18 protein-coding genes and 1 pseudogene are annotated in these 17,544 nt (G+C 64.1%); 9 read left to right on the top strand and 10 right to left on the bottom strand.

Going from position 1 to position 17,544, the window contains the following annotated elements:
- Position 1: 1 nt before the first annotated feature.
- Entirely contained in the window at positions 2 to 871 is an 870-nt protein-coding gene (locus CH249_RS09565) for an alpha/beta fold hydrolase (protein WP_094630820.1), read from the top strand.
- Here the strand turns inward: CH249_RS09565 and CH249_RS09560 are convergent.
- Positions 868 to 2,220, bottom strand: a complete 1,353-nt coding sequence (locus CH249_RS09560; RefSeq protein WP_032394964.1) for a cytochrome P450 — start codon at positions 2,218 to 2,220, stop codon at positions 868 to 870. The genes CH249_RS09565 and CH249_RS09560 overlap by 4 nt on opposite strands.
- Positions 2,221 to 2,305: 85 nt before the next feature.
- Here CH249_RS09560 and CH249_RS09555 point away from each other — a divergent pair, with 85 nt between their 5' ends.
- Positions 2,306 to 2,923, top strand: a complete 618-nt coding sequence (locus CH249_RS09555; RefSeq protein WP_032394963.1) for a TetR/AcrR family transcriptional regulator — start codon at positions 2,306 to 2,308, stop codon at positions 2,921 to 2,923.
- Positions 2,924 to 2,996: 73 nt separating this feature from the next.
- On the opposite strand, the gene CH249_RS09550 is transcribed toward CH249_RS09555, so the two are convergent.
- The 6 genes from CH249_RS09550 to CH249_RS09525 all read right to left on the bottom strand — a co-directional run bounded on the left by CH249_RS09550 (position 2,997) and on the right by CH249_RS09525 (position 10,655).
- A complete protein-coding gene (locus tag CH249_RS09550; RefSeq protein ID WP_094681755.1) occupies positions 2,997 to 4,355 on the bottom strand; it encodes an acetamidase/formamidase family protein in 1,359 nt (452 codons plus the stop codon).
- Between the two features lie 94 nt (positions 4,356 to 4,449).
- On the bottom strand, positions 4,450 to 4,890 hold the full coding sequence (locus CH249_RS09545) for a hypothetical protein (protein WP_143544409.1): 441 nt from the start codon (positions 4,888 to 4,890) through the stop codon (positions 4,450 to 4,452).
- 212 nt (positions 4,891 to 5,102) lie between these two features.
- Complete coding sequence (locus CH249_RS09540; RefSeq protein WP_141214702.1) at positions 5,103 to 6,791, bottom strand: ABC transporter family substrate-binding protein; 1,689 nt, start codon at positions 6,789 to 6,791, stop codon at positions 5,103 to 5,105.
- Between the two features lie 37 nt (positions 6,792 to 6,828).
- Complete coding sequence (locus tag CH249_RS09535) at positions 6,829 to 8,730, bottom strand: ABC transporter ATP-binding protein (protein ID WP_094681753.1); 1,902 nt, start codon at positions 8,728 to 8,730, stop codon at positions 6,829 to 6,831.
- A complete protein-coding gene (locus CH249_RS09530; protein WP_045199361.1) occupies positions 8,723 to 9,643 on the bottom strand; it encodes an ABC transporter permease in 921 nt (306 codons plus the stop codon). Before CH249_RS09530 ends, CH249_RS09535 begins: the two co-directional genes overlap by 8 nt.
- A gap of 31 nt (positions 9,644 to 9,674) precedes the next feature.
- Positions 9,675 to 10,655 (bottom strand): ABC transporter permease, encoded by a 981-nt coding sequence (locus CH249_RS09525; RefSeq protein WP_032394960.1) that lies wholly within the window; start codon positions 10,653 to 10,655, stop codon positions 9,675 to 9,677.
- 320 nt (positions 10,656 to 10,975) lie between these two features.
- Here CH249_RS09525 and CH249_RS28360 point away from each other — a divergent pair, with 320 nt between their 5' ends.
- Positions 10,976 to 11,932: a hypothetical protein gene (locus CH249_RS28360; protein ID WP_256988247.1), complete on the top strand. Its 957-nt coding sequence runs from the start codon at positions 10,976 to 10,978 to the stop codon at positions 11,930 to 11,932.
- A complete protein-coding gene (locus CH249_RS09515) occupies positions 11,929 to 12,591 on the top strand; it encodes a hypothetical protein (protein ID WP_094681752.1) in 663 nt (220 codons plus the stop codon). The genes CH249_RS28360 and CH249_RS09515 overlap by 4 nt, the downstream gene beginning before the upstream one ends.
- Here CH249_RS09515 and CH249_RS09510 read toward each other — a convergent pair.
- Together CH249_RS09510 and CH249_RS09505 are read right to left on the bottom strand one after the other, a co-directional pair.
- Entirely contained in the window at positions 12,524 to 13,792 is a 1,269-nt protein-coding gene (locus CH249_RS09510; protein WP_094630884.1) for a DUF4185 domain-containing protein, read from the bottom strand. The two genes, CH249_RS09515 and CH249_RS09510, sit on opposite strands and share 68 nt — an antisense overlap.
- A gap of 142 nt (positions 13,793 to 13,934) precedes the next feature.
- Positions 13,935 to 14,417, bottom strand: a complete 483-nt coding sequence (locus tag CH249_RS09505) for a hypothetical protein (RefSeq protein WP_218828413.1) — start codon at positions 14,415 to 14,417, stop codon at positions 13,935 to 13,937.
- Positions 14,418 to 14,505: 88 nt separating this feature from the next.
- Between CH249_RS09505 and CH249_RS09500 the strand changes: the two genes are divergently transcribed.
- Both CH249_RS09500 and CH249_RS09495 read left to right on the top strand, forming a co-directional pair.
- Positions 14,506 to 14,790 carry a hypothetical protein gene (locus CH249_RS09500; RefSeq protein WP_256988246.1) on the top strand — a complete coding sequence of 95 codons (285 nt, stop codon included), beginning with the start codon at positions 14,506 to 14,508 and terminating at the stop codon, positions 14,788 to 14,790.
- Complete coding sequence (locus CH249_RS09495) at positions 14,790 to 15,230, top strand: hypothetical protein (protein ID WP_094681748.1); 441 nt, start codon at positions 14,790 to 14,792, stop codon at positions 15,228 to 15,230. The genes CH249_RS09500 and CH249_RS09495 overlap by 1 nt, the downstream gene beginning before the upstream one ends.
- A gap of 13 nt (positions 15,231 to 15,243) precedes the next feature.
- On the opposite strand, the gene CH249_RS09490 is transcribed toward CH249_RS09495, so the two are convergent.
- Positions 15,244 to 15,810, bottom strand: a complete 567-nt coding sequence (locus CH249_RS09490) for a peptide deformylase (protein ID WP_094630834.1) — start codon at positions 15,808 to 15,810, stop codon at positions 15,244 to 15,246.
- Here CH249_RS09490 and CH249_RS28355 point away from each other — a divergent pair.
- From CH249_RS28355 to CH249_RS09480, 3 genes and pseudogenes are all read left to right on the top strand, one after another.
- Positions 15,794 to 15,961: pseudogene (locus CH249_RS28355) on the top strand (DUF2256 domain-containing protein); the annotation flags it as partial. The gene CH249_RS09490 and the pseudogene CH249_RS28355 sit on opposite strands and share 17 nt — an antisense overlap.
- A gap of 15 nt (positions 15,962 to 15,976) precedes the next feature.
- Positions 15,977 to 16,228, top strand: a complete 252-nt coding sequence (locus CH249_RS28350; protein ID WP_235387273.1) for a DUF3253 domain-containing protein — start codon at positions 15,977 to 15,979, stop codon at positions 16,226 to 16,228.
- Between the two features lie 46 nt (positions 16,229 to 16,274).
- Positions 16,275 to 17,544, top strand: a 1,270-nt coding sequence (locus CH249_RS09480; protein ID WP_256988244.1) for a 13E12 repeat family protein, incomplete at its 3' end; no start/stop codon positions are given.

Raw genomic sequence — 17,544 nt, 5'->3', positions numbered from 1 at the left:
CGTGGCCAACGCTTCGTCGTTCGTATCCAAGCAGGACGACATCGAGATCAGCACCTACACCTGGACCACGTCCGTCGACCCGGCTCGCGGCGTCGTACAGATCGCACACGGACTCGCCGAACACGGCAGCCGCTACGCCCGATTCGCCGCCGCTCTGAACGACGCCGGATTCCACGTCGTCGCCTCCGATCATCGCGGCCACGGAGAGTCGATCGTCGACACACCGGGCGACTTCGGGGCTGCCGCGTTCGCCGGGTTGTGGGCCGACATCGAGCAACTCGGCGAATCGTTGCTGAACGAATACCCGGACCTGCCACTGTTCCTGTTCGCACATTCGATGGGATCCTTTGCCGCGCAGCATGTTCTGATCGAGCGCTCGGATCTCTACGAGGGCGTGGTGCTGTCGGGTTCGACCACGCTCGACATCCTCGCCGCCGGCATGGCCGACGCTCCAGCTGGTGACCTCAGTGTCTTCAACGCCGCCTTCGAGCACCGCACCGGGTACGAGTGGCTCTCGCGCGACGAGGCCGAAGTCGATGCCTACGTCGCCGACCCGCTGTGCGGCTTCGACCTCCCCGAGTCGACGGTCCCTGCCTTGTTCGGTGAGGCCGACAAGCTCGCCGATCCACACAACCTCGAGCAGATCCGCTCCGACCTGCCACTCCTGATCACGTCGGGAACCGACGACCCGCTCGCCGACGGCGGACAGTTGATCGAAACCCTCGCTGCCCGGTACCGCCAGGCCGGCATGAGCGACGTGACCGTCACTCTGTACCCCGGTGCCCGCCACGAGATTCTCAACGAGACGAACCGTGACGAGGTCACCGCGAACATCATCGGCTGGCTCACCGACCGCGCCGGAAAGATCTAGCGCTTTCGTAGCTGCACGGGCTGCCCGTCCTCCGGGAAGGGCAGCGACGTGAAGTTCAGCGGCGCAACGTAATCGGGATCGACCGACCAATCGAATCGCAGCAGCAGGTGGTGCATGATCGTCTTGATCTCGGCACCCGCGAAGAACATGCCGATGCACTTGTGCACTCCGCCGCCGAACGGCTCCCACGCGTAGCGGTGCACCTTGTCCTCTCGGCGGTCGTCGGCGAACCGGCCGGGGTCGAACTTCTCGGGTTCCGGCCAGTACTGCTCCATGTGGTGCGTGAAGTGCGGCGCGACCGACGCGTACGTCCCCGCGGGTACGAACCTCCCCTGCACCTCGGTGTCTTTGACAGCGCGTCGCGCCACCACCGGAGTGGGCGAGACCAACCGCAGGCATTCCTTCATCACCAGATCGACACTGTGCAGTTCGTCGAGTTGCGCGAGCGTCGGCGCATCGGTGCCGAGGGCCTCGGACTCCGCGCGGCACTTGTCCTGCCACTCGGGGTGTTGCCCGAGGTACTGCATCATCGTCGACAGCGTGATCGTCGACGTGTCGTGGGCGGCCATCAGCAGGAAGATCATGTGGTCGATCACTTCCTCGTCGGAGAATCGCTCGCCGTCGTTCCCCTCGATGTGGCACAGGACCGAGAACAGGTCGTCGGTTTCGGTGGCGCGCCGCGACGGAAGGTAGCGCCGGAAGAACTGCTCGAGCATGGCGCGGCCATCGAGGCCACGCTTCCACCGCGTTCCCGGAACTCGATAGCGCACGATCGACGTCGCAGCCTGAACGCACGCCACGAAACTCGAGTTGAGCTCGGCTATCTCGGCTTCAGTGCTGCCCTCGGCACCGCCCATGAAGATGCTCGTCGCCACCTCCAGGGTCAGCGCTTTGAGCGCCGGGTAGACCTGGACGTCGCGCCCGCCCTGCCACGCGTCCAAACCGGTTGCGGTGACAGGATTCAACGCCTCGACGGATTTGGTGAGCCGGTCCCTCGTGAAGGCCTGCTGCATGATTCGTCGGTGCTTCAGGTGCTCGTCGGAGTCCAGCAGCATCAACCCACCGTGGAAGAACGGGCCGATCAGCAGGGACCAGCCGTCACCGTTCGCAAACGCCTTGTCGGCGTTCTGCAACACCTCTTGGCATGCGTCCGGACCGAGAACGGTGATCCACTTCTGCCCGGCCATCGTCAGCCACGACACCTCGCCGTACTTCTCCCACCGACTCCCGAGCAGTTTCAGGGGGTCTCGGATGTATTCGAGTGTGTGCCCCACGACGGGTATGCCGCCGTCACCGTATACCGGTTGGAGCGCTGAATCAGCAGGTGGAGCAGCCAGAGCACGTGCCATTGTCGACCTCCGTCAATCTGACAGAGCGTCCTGTCAGATGAGATGTAGTCTGCGTCACACCCGCTTCCTCTGTCAAGATCTACCCATGGCTTCCCCGACGCGCAGGTACAACGGCATGAGTGCCGACGACCGCACCGCCGACCGTCGCGCGCGGTTGCTCGAAGCCGGACTCGAAGTGTTCTCCACGGCCGGTGCCCAGAACACGACCATGACCGCGATCTGCGCGGAGGCGAAACTGACCGAGCGCTACTTCTACCAAAGCTTCTCCGGCAAAGAGGATTTGCTCGAGAAGGTGGTCGAGTCGGTATCCGACGAGATCCGGGCAGCGGCTATGGACGCGTTGCACTCCCCGGCCCCCACCGTCGAGGAACAGGTGCGCAACGCCATAGCAGCGTTCGTCGGCGTGCTCACCGACGACCGCCGCAAGGGACGCGTCGCGATGATCGAGTCACTGGCCGTCGACTCACTGCGGGATTATCGACGAAAGTCCATGCGCGCGTTCGCCCACCTGGTGGCCGAGCAGTCACGCGAACTGTTCGGCGAACAGGCCTGGCCGCAGCCACAATCCGAGATCAACGGCCTGCTGTTCATCGGCGGACTCGCCGAACTGGTCATCGCGTGGTTGAACGACGAAATCGACATCGCCCCTGCCGACATCGTCGACGCCGCAACACGTCATTTCATCGCTACCGCGCACCGATGAGGCGCCTTCGGCAGTGGCGTGCTCAGGTGCCGCGGAGGGCACTTATTCGCACCACTGCGCCGAAGGCGCACTCCTACCGGTCGAAGTGCGCCTTCGAGATCTGGCCGTGCACGCCTACCGTCTTGTCGACCACCTGCGAAACGGTGAAGTTGGCGGCCGCGGAAAGGTAGGCATAGGCCGTCGCCCGGTCCATGCCGAGGTCGGTCTCGAGGAAGTCGAGCGCGTTGACCACTGCGCGACGCATGGCTGCGTTCAGGTCCGAACTCTGGCCGCCGACGGCACCGTCCGGATCGGACAGGCCGATCGGAATCCATGAATCCTCGTTCTCGGCAAAGGGATACGAGTACGCGACGGACGGCGCATCCCCGCTGCCCGCCTTGCACACCGTCAGGCGGAAGGTGCCGCGCAGGGAACCTTCCATCGCCGTCAGCGCGACCTCCCCGTCGCCCATAGCCATGTGCGGATCGCCGACGTAGAACAACGCACCCTCTGCGAACACCGGGAGGTAGAACGTCGACCCGACGCCGAGCAGGCCGACATCGATGTTGCCGCCGCCGAGCGTCGGGGGAATCGAATTCGCATTCGGTGATGTCAGGCCCGGGTCGCTGGCGAAGGCAACACCCATCATGCCCATGAAGGGACGCAGCGGAAAGCGCACGGCCGCATCGCCGTACCGCATCACACCCTGCCCGTCCTCGACGGCGGTGAACGTGGAGATGTTGCCGTACTGCGTCGGGTCACCCGAGGTCCTGCCGTCGCTCGCGATCGGAGGCATCACCTCGTCCAGGCTGATGCCCGCAGGAGCCTCACCGGACGCAGTGACCGCCAGGGAGCCCTTGCCGTGCCTGCTCGACACCACACCGTACGGAACGCGTGGGATCGCCTCGAGCGTCTCGATCTTGAGTACATCCCCGCGCTGCGCACCCTCGACGAACACCGGACCCGTCACCACATGAGGGCCGTCGACGTCGAAGTTGCGGACCGTGCGGTCGTATCCGCCGGCGATGTCGATGGCGTCCTGCAGCACGTCGGATTCCGATACGCCCTTGCCGCCGAAGAAGTCGACGGGATCGCGGCCCTGGTCTTCGAGAATTCCTTCGTGGCTGAGCGCGTCGATGGTCACCGTCTCGCCGGACTTCATCTGCAGCACCGACTCGGACTCGACCGTCGGGACGTACCCCCACAGGACCTTGTCGACTTCGGAACTCAGATAGTGATCGCCGGAGATGCCGCCTGATCCGGGCTGAAGAATGCCGACCGGTGCAGGTGCCGACGAACTCGCGGCGGCGGTGGACGACGACGACGACGAACACGCTGCCGTTCCGGCAATTCCGACGCCTGCGCCCAATGCCGCCACCGCCTGGATGAATCCACGTCGACCGATTCCCTTGGTGATCGTCTCCGCTGCCTGCTCCGCCATCGACCGCGCCATGATGCCTCCTGAATTGTCCGAATCTCGAACGTAGACCGAGGGTGTTTCTCGGCAGTTACGAACATGCGTCGGACGAAGCACTCGGCAGGACGGCTCAGCTGGGATCGCTTCCACCGATCGCCGACCACCAGAGCGCAGTGACCGCAGCCAGAACGGTGACGGCTACGAACTCGGCCAATCCCCCGCCGTCGACGACCAGCCACAGCAGACCGATGAACGGGCCGGCCACTGCGGCAGGGGCGTCGAGCATGATTCGGCGGCGTAGCGATCCGAATCTTTCACTGCGCGTACGCAGATCGACGTCGTTGAGGCGAGGGGCATCGAGGGGTGTGCCGGGAGGTAACGACGTGCGACGCCGCCCCGACGGCACGGCGAGAATCCCCGGTTCCACGACGAAAGCACGCCGACCGAAGATCGACCTGCTCACGCTCGCGGCGGCGTCGGGAACGATCGCCAGCAGCCCGGTGTGGAAGTAGACGGGGTACCAAGCCCGCCCTGTTTTCTCGTGGACCTCCAGGTAACCGCGCGACCGCATGCGGTGCTGAAACCGAACTCGCCGCACTGTGGTTCGGGCGGTCGATGTCTGTGCTGATCGCCCGGACAGGAGAGCGCACGCCACCGACCAACCCGTCCAGACGAGGACGACGAGCGCAACGAAGACACTCAGCGGTGCGATGACGACAACGGTCGATGCCGCGACAACCAACGTGGCTGCCGCGGCACCGACCGGATATCCGAGACCGTGAGCTATTTCAGGAACCCGACCTTCGACATATCGAGGTCACCGAATCCCGGAGCGCCGAAGTTGGCGAGATTCGACTTCGTCGCATAGGTGAACGGACGCTGGAACATCGTCAGGCTGTGGCCTTCGGCCCAGATCGCCTTGTCTGCCTCGTTGTAGTCGGCGATACGTGCGTCGTCGTCGAGCTCGCCCGCGGCCTTGTCGAGCAGCCCGTTGATCTCCTCGGACCCGACCTGGCCGTAGTTCTGCAATGTACTTCCGGGCGTCAAACGGAAGATGCCGTCACTGCTGGACGTGTACGGCGTTCCCTCCCAGGTGAAATGGGTGACGTCGAAAGCACCCACCAGGATGTACTTCTCGAAGAAGTCGTCCGACGGCACCGCATCGATGATGAGGTTGGCACCGACAGCCTTGAGGTTCTGCTGGATGATCTGCGCTTCCTGCGTCGCGTTCGGAGTGTCCGCCGGAATGATGTCGTGCAGATCGAGCTGCTGACCGTCCTTGGAGCGGAACTCGCCGTTCATCGTCCAACCGGCGGCCTCGAGCTCGGACTTCGCCTTCTCCGGGTCGAACGTGATGTCGCCGTTGTTCGCCTGGTAGCCCTTCTGTCCGTCGACGTAAATGTGACTGTTGAGCACCGTCGGGTTCGAGGTGATCTGGCCGAGCTGCGAGGTGGCCAGGTAATCGCGGTCGATCGCCTTCATCAGAGCCAACCGGACCGCCTTGTCCGACGTGATGCGCCCGGGAGCACCGTTGAAGTCGAAGTGGCGGTACTGAGACCCGAGGCTCTGCCGCAGGTCGACGTTCGGGATACCACGGGCGACCTTGAATGCATCTGCGCTGCTCCCCAGTTCGTAGTAGTCGATCTCGCCGCTCTGCAATGCGCCGACGGACGCTGTCGAATCGAGTGGGAGGTAAGTGATGGTGTCGAGCACTGCGGGATTTTCGCCCCACCAGTCCGGGTTGCGCTCGGCAACAATGCGCTTGCCACCGGGCTCGATGGTCCGGATCCGGAACGGGCCTGCGGTGGCAGGCATCGTGCTCACAGATCCGGTGTTGAATGCGTCGACACTGGCCATGGACTCAGCTGGCATCAGAGGCTCGTACAACGATCGCCAGTCACCGAACTTCTCGGCAAAGGTCAGGATGACCTGCTGGTCATTCTCGCCGCGGACGACGGACTCGACCTTGTCCCAGCCAGCGGTGCTGGACGCCTCGTACGCCGGATCCTTACCGTTGTTTGCAGTCCACGTTGCCACGAGGTCTGTGTAGTCCAACGGACGCCCGGTGCTCCACTTCGCCTTTGGGTTGATGTTGTAGGTGATGACCTGCTTGCCGTCGACCTCGGACTCGGTGATGTCGGTGAAGAAATCCGTCGCGACCGTCAGGCTTGCATCGGCTGCAGCATTGAATGCTCTCGGCATCAATGCCAGGTAGTACCGTGCCGCATCGACCGTCGTGCCATCGATTTGGTAGTAGTTGTAATTGGTCGGCACCTGCGAGAGCGGGAAGTTCATGTTTCCGCCCTGCTGGAGATCGCTGATGGGATGCGGGTTTATCTGCGCTCCGCTCTCGAACGACGCAGGCGCATCGGCGTTGGGCCCGGTGTCGCCGGAGCTGCACCCCGCCACCAGTCCGACGGTAGTCACGGCCACCGCGATCGGGACCAGTGCCCGAAATAGCTTGGCTCTCATCAATTCACCTTTCTCAGTGTGCACATAACCTGCAAGGTCAGATGGCGTCGGCCAGCTGTGCGGCCTCGGCGATTCGGGCTCGTTGGAGCACCGGATCGGGGATGGGGATGGCTTTCAGGAGTGCCCGTGTGTACGGGTCCTCGGGTGCGTCGAAGATCTGCGCCGTCGGGCCCTTCTCCACGAACACCCCGTTGCGCATCACCGCTACTTCGTCGGCAAGATGACGCACCACCGACAGGTCGTGCGAGACGAACAGATACGCCAGACCGAGCTCCTCCTGCAGATCCTGGAGCAGGTTCAGCACGCCCGCCTGGATCGACACGTCGAGCGCGGACACCGGCTCGTCGAGCACCAGGATCGACGGTTTGAGCGCCAAAGCCCGTGCAATGCCGACACGTTGACGCTGCCCGCCGGAGAACTGGGTGGGATACCGATCGGCGAGCTCGGGACGCATTCCGACGGTGTCCATCAGTTCCCGAACCCGGCGGGTGCGCTCGTCGACCGGCACGCCGTTGATCTTCAACGGCTCGGCGATGATCTCCCCCACCGGCATTCGCGGATCGAGCGAGCCCATCGGGTCCTGGAACACGATCTGGATGTGCGCGCGCAGCTTTCGTTGCTCGGCTCGGCTCAGGCCGTAAGGCTCGACTCCGTTGATTCTGATCGAGCCCTGCTGCGGCTTCACGAACTCCATGATCTCGAGCAGGGTCGTCGACTTGCCGCAGCCCGATTCGCCGACGATCGCCAAGGTGGACCCTGCGTGGACATCGAAGCTGATACCCTGCACCGCAGGCACTTCGCCCGCGCGTCGACGCAGTACCGAACCCTTGAACATGGGGTAGCTCTTGTGCAGATCGGTCACCGACAACACCGGAGCATCCTTCGGCACGGTCACCACCAATTCGGCCGGTGCCTCCGAACGTGGAGCACCCTCGAACTCCGCCTCCACCGACTCGGCCGTCGCCGCATCGATACGGATGCACGCCGCGCTGTGATTCGGGGCAACCTGAATCAACGGTGGTTCGCCTTCGTCGCAGGCCTCCGTGTGCAACGGGCATCGGGGCCCGAACGGGCAGCCCGTAGGGAGATTCACCAGAGCGGGCGGCGTGCCCTCGATGGGCACCAGGCGCTCCTGCGCGGGACGATCCGGGCGAGGGACCGAGCCGAGCAATCCGACGGTGTAGGGCATGGACGGGTGCGCGTACAGCTCGTCCACTGGAGCACTTTCGACGGCTCGCCCGGCGTACATGACCATGGCCCGATCGGCAACGCCGGCAACGACTCCCAGGTCGTGGGTGATGAACACGACGCCTGCCCCGGTCACGTCACGGGCCGTGCGCAGCAGGTCGAGGATCTGCGCCTGGATCGTCACGTCGAGGGCAGTGGTGGGCTCGTCGGCGATGATGAGGTCGGGATCGTTGGCGATGGCCATCGCGATGACGACGCGTTGCCGCATACCGCCGGAGAACTCGTGCGGATACGATTTCGCCCGTGTTCTCGGATCGGAGATGCCGACCAGATCGAGCAATTCCAGGGTCCGCTCCTGGACCTTCACCTTGTTCAGTGACGGATTGTGTACCGAGATCGCCTCGGCTATCTGATCACCGATCCGGTAGATGGGCGTCAGCGCAGTCAACGGGTCCTGCGAGATCATCGCCACCGAACGCCCACGCTCACGGGACATCTCACGGTCGGACAGTCCGAGTAGCTGACGGCCGTTCAGCTCGATGGACCCGGTGACACGTGCGCTCTGCGGAAGCAACCCCATAACGGCCAGGGACGACACCGACTTACCGGAGCCGGATTCGCCGACGATGGCCATGACCTCGCCCTTGTCGACCTGATAGTCCAGTCCGCGGACCGCGGTGACGCGGCCTTCCTCACTCGGGAAGCTGACTTCGAGTCCGCTGACCTTCAACACCGGCACAGTCTCAGCCACGTGCCTGTCCCCTCGTCGAGTTCGGATCGAATGCGTCGCGCAGGCCGTCGCCGACGAAGTTCGTTGCCAGCACGATCAATACCAGTGCGCCACAGCAGAACGCGAACAGCCACGGATACGTCAACGCGGACGACGTACCGTCCGCGATCAGGGTTCCGAGCGAGACGTCGGGCCGCTGGACACCGAAACCGAAATAGCTCAGCGACGCCTCACCGATGATGGCGATACCCACGTTGAGCGTGACGTCGACGATGAGGATCGACGCCATCGACGGCAGCACGTGCTTCCCGATGACACTCGTCGGCGTCGCACCCATGTACTTGGCGGCACGGATGAATTCGCGCTCACGCAACGACCGCGTCATCGCACGGATGATGCGGGACGTGATCATCCACGCGAACGCCGCGAGCAGCAACACCAGGATGAAGAAGCTCTTGTCGCGGAACAGCGGCGAGCAGATAGCGATGACCAGGAAGCTCGGGACGACGAGCAGAACATCGGCGACCCACATCAGCGCGCGGTCGGTCCAACCGCCGAAGTATCCCGCCACCGCGCCGACGACGCCGGCAAGCACCGTGGAAATGAGCGCGACGAGCATGCCGATGATCAGCGACTTCTGCAGTCCACGCAGCGTCTGAGCCAGAACATCCTGCCCGATCTGGTTGGTGCCGAACCAGTGTCGTGTGGTCGGCGGCGAGTTGAGCGCGTACGCGTCGAGTTCCTCGTAGGTGAAGGGAATGAAGTGCGGGAGTACGAATGCGCCGACGAACATCGCGAGCAGCACCACGATGCCCACCAACGCAGGCCGGTTGCGCAGGAACCGGCGCAGCACCAAGCGCCTGCGTGTGATCGGAGCCGTCGAGTCGCTCGGGCCCTCGACCGCAGCGATCTCGGGAACCACAGGTGTCGCCATCGCCGATCCTTTCCTTACTCGAAGTGGTGGGTCAGTCCGCGTAGCGAACGCGCGGATCCAATGCGGCCGTAAAGATGTCGGTCAACATTCCGGAGACGAGGACCGACAGCGCGGTGAACAGCGAGACCGCGAGCGTGATGTTGATGTCCTGACTGGTGATGCCGTAGATCAGCCAGTCCCCCATGCCGTACCACCCGAAAACTCGCTCGGTGAAGGTCGCGCCGGTGATCACCGCGCCCATCCCGAACGCGAAGAGCGTCGCCATCGGGATCAACGCAGTTCGGAAGCCATGCTTGAATATCGCGCGGCCGCGGGTGAGGCCCTTGCCGCGGGCCGTACGGATGTAGTCCATGTTCAGTTCGTCGAGCATGGAACTACGCATGTAGCGGCTGTAACCACCGATGGTGAACAACATCAGGACAACGGTCGGCAACAGCAAATGCTGAGCACGGTCGATGATTTCGTTCATCAGACCGGGAGCGAGTGTTGTCGACGTCTCACCGGTGTATTGGAAGAACTGGCTACCGGTGCTCTGATTGACCTGCACAGCAAGGTATTTGAGTACCGGCGCCAGAACCAGGATCGGGGTGCTGATGAGGATGAACGTCACGACAGTGGCGACGTGATCGAAGATCTTGTACTGCCGGACGGCACCGTACGCACCTACGAGTGTTCCCAGTACCGCGCCGAGGACGGTGCCGAGCACCACCAGACGCAGCGAGACGAGAATGCGTCGCCACAACTCGTCGTTGACGGAGCCGGCCGCGATGGTCTGACCGAAGTCACCATGAAGCACAGCCCACAGCCACTTCAGGTAGCGCAACACGGGATTATCGTCGAGATGCAGCGCCGCGCGTTTCGCGTCGAGTACAGCGCTCGACGGCGGCGGGTTGCGACTGAGGAGATTGGACAGCGGATCGAACGTGAGCGACGCCAGAAGGTAGGTCAGAAACGTCGCGATGAGCAGCAGGACGACGTAGTTCAGCAACCTCCGCGCAAGATAACCGCCCACGCGCAACCACCTTCCATCGAGCACCACGGCCGTGCCCGATGGCACTGCTCTCGGCATTGTTCACACCGCGTGTTACCTGCTTGTTTCGTTAGCGATGGAAACAGACATTCCACAAGATAGCACCACGAATTCAACTTTCGTTCACGGTAGCGGAAGTACTTCCGGTACATCGGACAATGCGGAACACGCGGTGCCAGAACAAGTCTGAACATCCAGTTTACGAAGGTTCACCTAAATCATTGGTTTCTGGAACGAATTCCCGACATTGCGGACACGGCCGAAAATAGGTGCTTTCGACTCACATCGGTAGATTCACAGCCATGCCGACAGCTTCCACATCCGACGGATTCACCTTCGAGCGATACGACGTCACCGACGCCGGATCCATCGCCACGGTCTTCGCGGCCAAGGAACACCGAGCCGGGCTCTACGTTCTGCACTTCGCCGACAACGAGGCCTACGTCGGGTACTCCGACTCGGTCGCGGCACAGTTCATCGCCGACCTCGACGTGTGGACCGACATCGAGGCACTCGACTTCACCTCTGGCACAGCAGACCAACTCGAGCAATTGCAGGATCTCGTGGCGCGCCTGACCCGCCTACGTGAACGCCCCTCGCAGCCCGGTGCGACCGGCGAGGCACCGAGCGCGAAATCCGCACTGCCGAAGGAAAGAGCCAAGCGGGCGACATTGCTCGACACGTCTGTCGGCAAGGCGCGCAAGCAGTTTTGGGAACTGTCCGACCACATCGCATACCCGGCCATCCGCAGCATCGTGGCCGACTACATCAACTCTTCGATCCCCGACCCGGCGAACACCGCGAAGTACCTGTGGCAGATCGCCGCCCTGTCCGACGAACACGTCGACACCGGGCCTCGGCGCTTGCTGACGCTGACGTGCGGCGGCTTCGAGACGCTGCGCGTCGACGAGATCGTGCACGACGACGACACGATCGAACTCGACCTGCGCATCAACACCAACGTTCCGCGCGACCGGACCGACGAGCAACTCGAGGTCTCCAACGAGACCGTCAGCGCCGGGCGCGGACCCTACCGGGACGAACGAGTGTGGTCGTGGTCGATCGACCTCGGCGCGCTGCTGGAAGAAGACGTGGACGTCGACCTCGGGATCGACGACGACACGTTCGACGACCTCGCCTACGGCCTCAACGCCAGGCTGATGCGATCCGGCAACTCGACGGGTGCAGCGTCACACAACCACGACCTCGCGGCCGACCTGCTCGCCGAGGCATACCGGCAGCTGTTCGAGACCGAGTGACCGGTCGGCTCTGGTACGTCTCGTACGGGTCGAATCTCCTGCGCGAGAGGTTTTTCAGCTACCTGACTGGATCCGACGAAAGCTCCGAATTCGGTGCGCACCCACCGGCACCCTCGACAGCATTGCCTGCAGGGGAAAAATGGCTGTGGATCGACTATCCGCTGTACTTCGCCGGAGTCTCGCGGCGCTGGACCGGAGCGTCCGCGTTCGTCTCGACGACGGCAGATGCCGCGAATCGGTCTGTAGCACATGGCTATCTACTCGACGGCGTCCAGTTCGCTCACCTGGCTGCCGTCGAGAACGTCGTCGCATCCATCGATGTCGGGGGGACGGAGACACTTGCCATCGGACAATGGTCGCAGCTGGCAGTGGATCGCGAAGGTGAGAGCTTCCGTGGGAAGTACGATGCACTACTCCGACTTCCGGACATCGACGGACGACCCGCGTTCACGCTGACAAGTTCGATCGCCCGAGAGCCCGGCGAACCGTCGAGCAGATATCTCTCGACGATCCGGCGCGGATTACTTTCCGCCCCGGAAGATCTCGAGGTGGATGCCTACCTGCAGGCGGCGATCGAACGCTCCGCGGAGATCACTTCAGCGCGTCGAGATTCGTCTTCAACAGCAGCACGTTGTAGTCCGACCACCGAGAAGCAGTGAAGTACAGGTCTTTTCCGCTCGACATCGGGTGAATGAACGGCGCGTAGATTCCGCCGGCGGTCTGATTGGCATCGAGGATGGTCCTCGGCGCACTCCAGGGCCCCTCGGGATTGTCGGCAGTGCGAGCGACCAATGTGCGTGTGTTCTCGTCCCCGTACATCATCACGTAGCGGCCGAGGTAGTCGTTCCATGCAACCGACATCTCACTGACCGGGCCCTTGACGATCGCAACGGTGTCGCCGATGTTCTTCGACCACTGCTTCGTCGGATCCGGATCCTGCGTCGAATACTCGTACGCGTCGAGGTTCTCGATCTCGCTCGGTGCCACCCGTGAGACGAAGGCATCGCCGAATCGTCCGTTGGGTGTGCCGAACTGATACAGGTACTTGCCGTCTCGACCCAGCACGTACGCGCTCTGCTGGAACTTGCCCTGGCTTTCGTGGACGTTGGTGAAGCCCGGAATGGTGACACCCTTGTTGACGCGGATCGTCTTGGGGTCGGTCGACCAATTCTGACCGTTGTCAGTGGATTTCGCCGTCGCCGAGTAGTTCGTGATCCAGCGCCCGGGGCTGCCCCAGCTCTGCACCGACATGTAGTTGATGTACTGGGTGTTGCCGATCGCTATGGCCGCCGTGGGAATCGTCGTGTCCTCGACGCTGGGCAGCTTTGCGCTGGAGATGATCTCGGCTGCATAGTTGGGACTACCGGCCCGCACGACGGCACCGGAGGTGTTGTCCGCGGGGTCGGCTGGACCGATCTCGACTCCCTGCGCCAGATTCGTCGACGCCTTGTCCGACCGGAAGAGCGCGTTGCTGCGCCACTGCGCATTGCCGGAGGAGCAGTCTCCGAAGGTGTCACCGAACGCCATCAGGATCTGGCCGGCCCCGTTGTCCCAACTGATTCCGAGGTCGGTGCCGGACATCGCGAGGTCGTTGTAGGTGTTGTTCACGCTCTGCGGACCGGTGACCCAGGCGATGCTTTGGGTGTTGCCGGTGATCCGAGGAAGCGGCCCCTGAGGGCCTTGCGGGTTCTTGCCCGACATCCCGGCGCTACCCGACGACCCGAACAGCGGAGACGAGCCCGGCCCACCGAGCCCACCGCACGGTTCGGCCGACACGGTGGGCGCGGTCAGAGCGCTGAGTCCGCTCACTGCCAGTGCCAGGACAGCCCCGACAGCAATCTGCCGACTACGTACACGCATGGACGAACCCACCGTTTCCCGTGTGACCCACGATACTGATGTGACTGATGGGACGAGTGTTACGCAAATCTACTGATCGCGCAACAAATCAGACGTGTCGGTACTTGACAAAACGCCAACGGCGAGAATGACACTCGTGTGATTACCCGGAAATCATGCGGGCGTGTGTCGTGTCCAATGCGAGAAGCGCAGCGCCCTGCACGACGACGGCAGAGCCGTGGCCCAGCGCCTGGTCAGCGGTGATCCGGCCGCCGAACCGAGGCTTTCTGACGGCGATGTGCGCGCCGGTCGCGACGTAGAGGACGTCGAGACCGGCATTGATCCACAGCAGCCGGCTCAAACTCGCGGCAGTCGGAGGCTTCGAGCTCAGCGCGCCTACACCCGCGATCGCCAGATCGATCGCACCCCACCCCGCAGTCTGCTGACCGAACGCCCGCCGGGCAGGCGACGACCCGCGCAACGCCAACACCGTTCCGACGAGCACACTTCCACCGCCCCACATCGCGAGACGACGGCCGAGCCGCTGGGCAACGATGGGCGCTTCGAGTGCTGTCATGGACTCCAGTGTGCCGCGTTCGAGGAAGGATCCGGTTCGTAACGCGCGGTCGGTTGCGGCCGATCCCATGAGCACTGAGTAGTCGTGCTCGAAACGAACGGAGCCACCATCGCCGAAGAAGATCCTCGCCGGAGTCGCGCTGGCGATCGGCGGCGCAGTGCTCGTCGCGCCGACAGCCTCCGCCGCTCCCGACGACAACCCGTTCGGGCCCAAGGACTCCACCTCGAGTTTCGTCGGCGCCTTCGACCCTGCGGCATACGGCGCGGCGAGCACAGAATTGTTGATCGTCAGCCCGTTCGGCACGAGTCGGCAGATCGATTGTTGGTCGTTTCACGCCCGCGGTTCGCGCTCCCAGAACGGTCGGGTCCTGACAGAGATCCGAATCCCGGCCGGATCCTCGGAGTGGGACTACCGGATGCTCTACGTCTACAACCCGTTCTGATGATCGTCGGTCGCGTGCTCTGCGGACTGGCTCTGGTCGTGCTCACCGGTTGTGCCGCAACGAAACCCGAGCCGGGCATCGACGCCGCGGTGAACGTTGCGCCGTCGTCGTTCCCGCCCCCTCCTCCCTGCGTCGCGCCCACAGCCATCCCTACCCCGGACGAAGCGACCGCCATCTTCCGTACCGTTTTCGACTGGACCGCAGAGCGGTCCGACCGCGCCGACGCGCTCGAAGGCACACTCGAGGAGAACGTAGCGTTGTTCGACAGCGGCGGGGTCATGTCGGACGTGACGTTCGCCCGCGTCGACGCCGTAGCACCCGGACGGGTGGAGGCGAGCGGCACGTCCGTCGGGCCGACGTCCTCGATCGGTTTCGTTGTCTCCGAGGGCCGTTGGAAGCTGGAACGCGCAGCGGCATGCGCACTCACCGGCGCGTGTTGATCGCCGGTTCGATTCACCAGCCGAACGGGTCCGCATCGGACCCGGGCAGCCAACTGTTGCCGGGGCCGACCCATCCTCGTGCCTTGATCATCTTCTTCGCAGCACGCTGATTGCGGCCGATCAGGCGGTCGAGGTACAGGTGACCGGCCAGATGGTCGGACTCGTGCTGCAGACACCGAGCCAGGTAACCGTGGCCCTCGACCGAGACGGGAGCGTTCTCCACATCGACACCGGTCACGCGGGCCCAGTCCGCGCGGCCGGTCGGGTACCGCTCCCCCGGTACCGACAGACACCCTTCACCGTCTCCGGGGTCCGGCATCGTCTCCGGGATCGCCGACGTCTCGAGCACTGGGTTGACCACGTGCCCGCGGTGACGGACCCCGCCGTCCCTGAGGTCGTAGACGAACACTGCACGCGGGTCGCCGACCTGGTTGGCAGCGAGTCCGGCCCCGTGCGCCGCGGTGTTGGTCTCGAACAGGTCCTTCACGAACGCCACCAAATCGGCGTCGAACACGGTGACGAGTTCGGCGACCGTCGTCAGCCGCGGGTCACCGGCAACGAGAATGGGTCGAATCGCCATGCAACGAGGTTACTGTCGAAGCATGGCTCATTCTCGTCGCTCCTCCACTGCGCAGCCCGCCGACAAGGTCTGCGCCTCCTGTGGGCGACGAATCGAGTGGCGCAAGAAGTGGGAGAAGAACTGGAATGACATCAAGTACTGCAGCGATGCGTGCCGGCGACACAAGGTGAGCGCCACCGACAAAGAACTCGAAGACAAGATCCGTTCTCTGCTCGACGCCCGGTCCCGCGACTCCACGATCTGCCCGTCCGACGTCGCACGAGCCCTGTCCGACGACGGTTGGCGGGAGTTGATGGAACCGGTCCGCCGCGCCGCCCGCCGGATGGTCGACGCGGGAGAAGTCGAGATCACCCAGAAGGGATCCGTGGTCGATCCCTCGACTGCGAAGGGCCCAATCCGTATTCGTTGGAAGCGTTGACCGGCGTCGCAGAAACGTGTCGGTGGGTGGGTATAGCTTTCGTGGGGTGAAGACATGGGGGGATGTGTTCGAGCTCGGGGATCAGGAATTGGCCTCCGAGCTCGCCGACGTGTCGTCCCACGAAAACGCTTTGGCTGCAGCGAGATTGGCACTGCTCGCCGAGATCGACCGGCGTGGCCTGGCGATGAAACTCGGGCACTCCTCCGTCACCCGCTGGTACGCGAAGTCGGTGCGCATCACCGACGGATCCGCGGCGCGTCAGATGGAACTCGGGCAATGGCTCACCCAGTGGCCGAGCGTGCTCGACGCCCTCGCAGGTGGTGACATCCACGCCGGCCACGCCTCGGCGATCGCCGACGGCTACGCCACCGTCGTGGTCGCCGACCCCACCCTCGACGAGCAGCGCCGCGACGCCGTCGTCGCGGAACTGCTCGCGCACGCGATGCGCAGCACCGCCGGGCAGGTCACCGCACGAGCGCAGGCCTTGGCACATTCCGCGGCAGAGGGCGCCCGAGCTCGACACGAGCAGGCCGAGAAGAAACGACTAGAGCAGGAACGAGCGCGCGAGCAAGAGCAGGCGGGCCGAGCCGATACCGGTGGTTCGAATGATGCCGGCGGCTCCGGTGACGCAGGTGGCCCGGGTGATGCAGGCGGCTTGGGTGATGCAGGGCCCGAACCTGCTGGGCCCGAACCTGTTCCGTCGGGGCCGCCGCCGGTACCGATGGCGGAGAACCCGAACCTGAACCGATTCGAAATCCATCCTCTGGCCAACGGGCGTTTTCGCGTCGGCGGCGACGTCGACCGGATGCTGGCCGAGAAGCTGCTCACCGCCCTGTCGCCGTTGACGGCTCCGCGGCCGGGCCCGGGCGGGGAACGCGACCCGCGGAGTCCGTCGAAACGCCGGGCCGATGCACTCGATCGGATTCTCGACCGGCACCTACGCGGTGGCAGCCGCGGGGCGTCGGGTGGGTCGCGGGCGTCGGTGCACCTGATCGTTCCGCTGCGCGACCTGCTCAGCGACCGCATAAACAAGGAAACTGCCAGCGCACCAACGGGTTCGACAACACACGCTACCGGTGCTGACGGCGGCCACCGCGCCAGCGAGAGTGCTGGTGCCCACGGCAACTCACGAACCAGTAACTCACGAACCAGTAATGCCGACGACGGTCCCGATGGTGGTGCTGACGGCGGTCACCGCGTCAGCGAGAGTGCTGGCGACGGCAACTCACGAACCAGTAATGCCGACGACGGTCCCGATGGTGGTGCTGACGGCGGTCACCGCGTCAGCGAGAGTGCTGGTATCGACGGCGGTTCAC

This window comes from Rhodococcus sp. 05-2255-3B1 (assembly GCF_002258545.1).
GTDB lineage: Bacteria > Actinomycetota > Actinomycetes > Mycobacteriales > Mycobacteriaceae > Rhodococcoides.
Note: the sequence above shows the minus strand (reverse complement) of the source record. Positions and strands in the feature narration are given on the sequence as shown.

What these genes read in the sequence shown, in the direction of transcription:
- CH249_RS09560 (WP_032394964.1), bottom strand. Translation starts at nt 2,220, where the DNA reads ATGGCACGTGCTCTGGCTGCTCCACCTGCTGATTCAGCGCTCCAACCG.
- CH249_RS09555 (WP_032394963.1), top strand. Translation starts at nt 2,306, where the DNA reads ATGGCTTCCCCGACGCGCAGGTACAACGGCATGAGTGCCGACGACCGC.
- CH249_RS09550 (WP_094681755.1), bottom strand. Translation starts at nt 4,355, where the DNA reads ATGGCGCGGTCGATGGCGGAGCAGGCAGCGGAGACGATCACCAAGGGA.
- CH249_RS09545 (WP_143544409.1), bottom strand. Translation starts at nt 4,890, where the DNA reads ATGCGGTCGCGCGGTTACCTGGAGGTCCACGAGAAAACAGGGCGGGCT.
- CH249_RS09540 (WP_141214702.1), bottom strand. Translation starts at nt 6,791, where the DNA reads ATGAGAGCCAAGCTATTTCGGGCACTGGTCCCGATCGCGGTGGCCGTG.
- CH249_RS09530 (WP_045199361.1), bottom strand. Translation starts at nt 9,643, where the DNA reads ATGGCGACACCTGTGGTTCCCGAGATCGCTGCGGTCGAGGGCCCGAGC.
- CH249_RS28360 (WP_256988247.1), top strand. Translation starts at nt 10,976, where the DNA reads ATGCCGACAGCTTCCACATCCGACGGATTCACCTTCGAGCGATACGAC.
- CH249_RS09510 (WP_094630884.1), bottom strand. Translation starts at nt 13,792, where the DNA reads ATGCGTGTACGTAGTCGGCAGATTGCTGTCGGGGCTGTCCTGGCACTG.
- CH249_RS09505 (WP_218828413.1), bottom strand. Translation starts at nt 14,417, where the DNA reads ATGGGATCGGCCGCAACCGACCGCGCGTTACGAACCGGATCCTTCCTC.
- CH249_RS09495 (WP_094681748.1), top strand. Translation starts at nt 14,790, where the DNA reads ATGATCGTCGGTCGCGTGCTCTGCGGACTGGCTCTGGTCGTGCTCACC.
- CH249_RS09490 (WP_094630834.1), bottom strand. Translation starts at nt 15,810, where the DNA reads ATGGCGATTCGACCCATTCTCGTTGCCGGTGACCCGCGGCTGACGACG.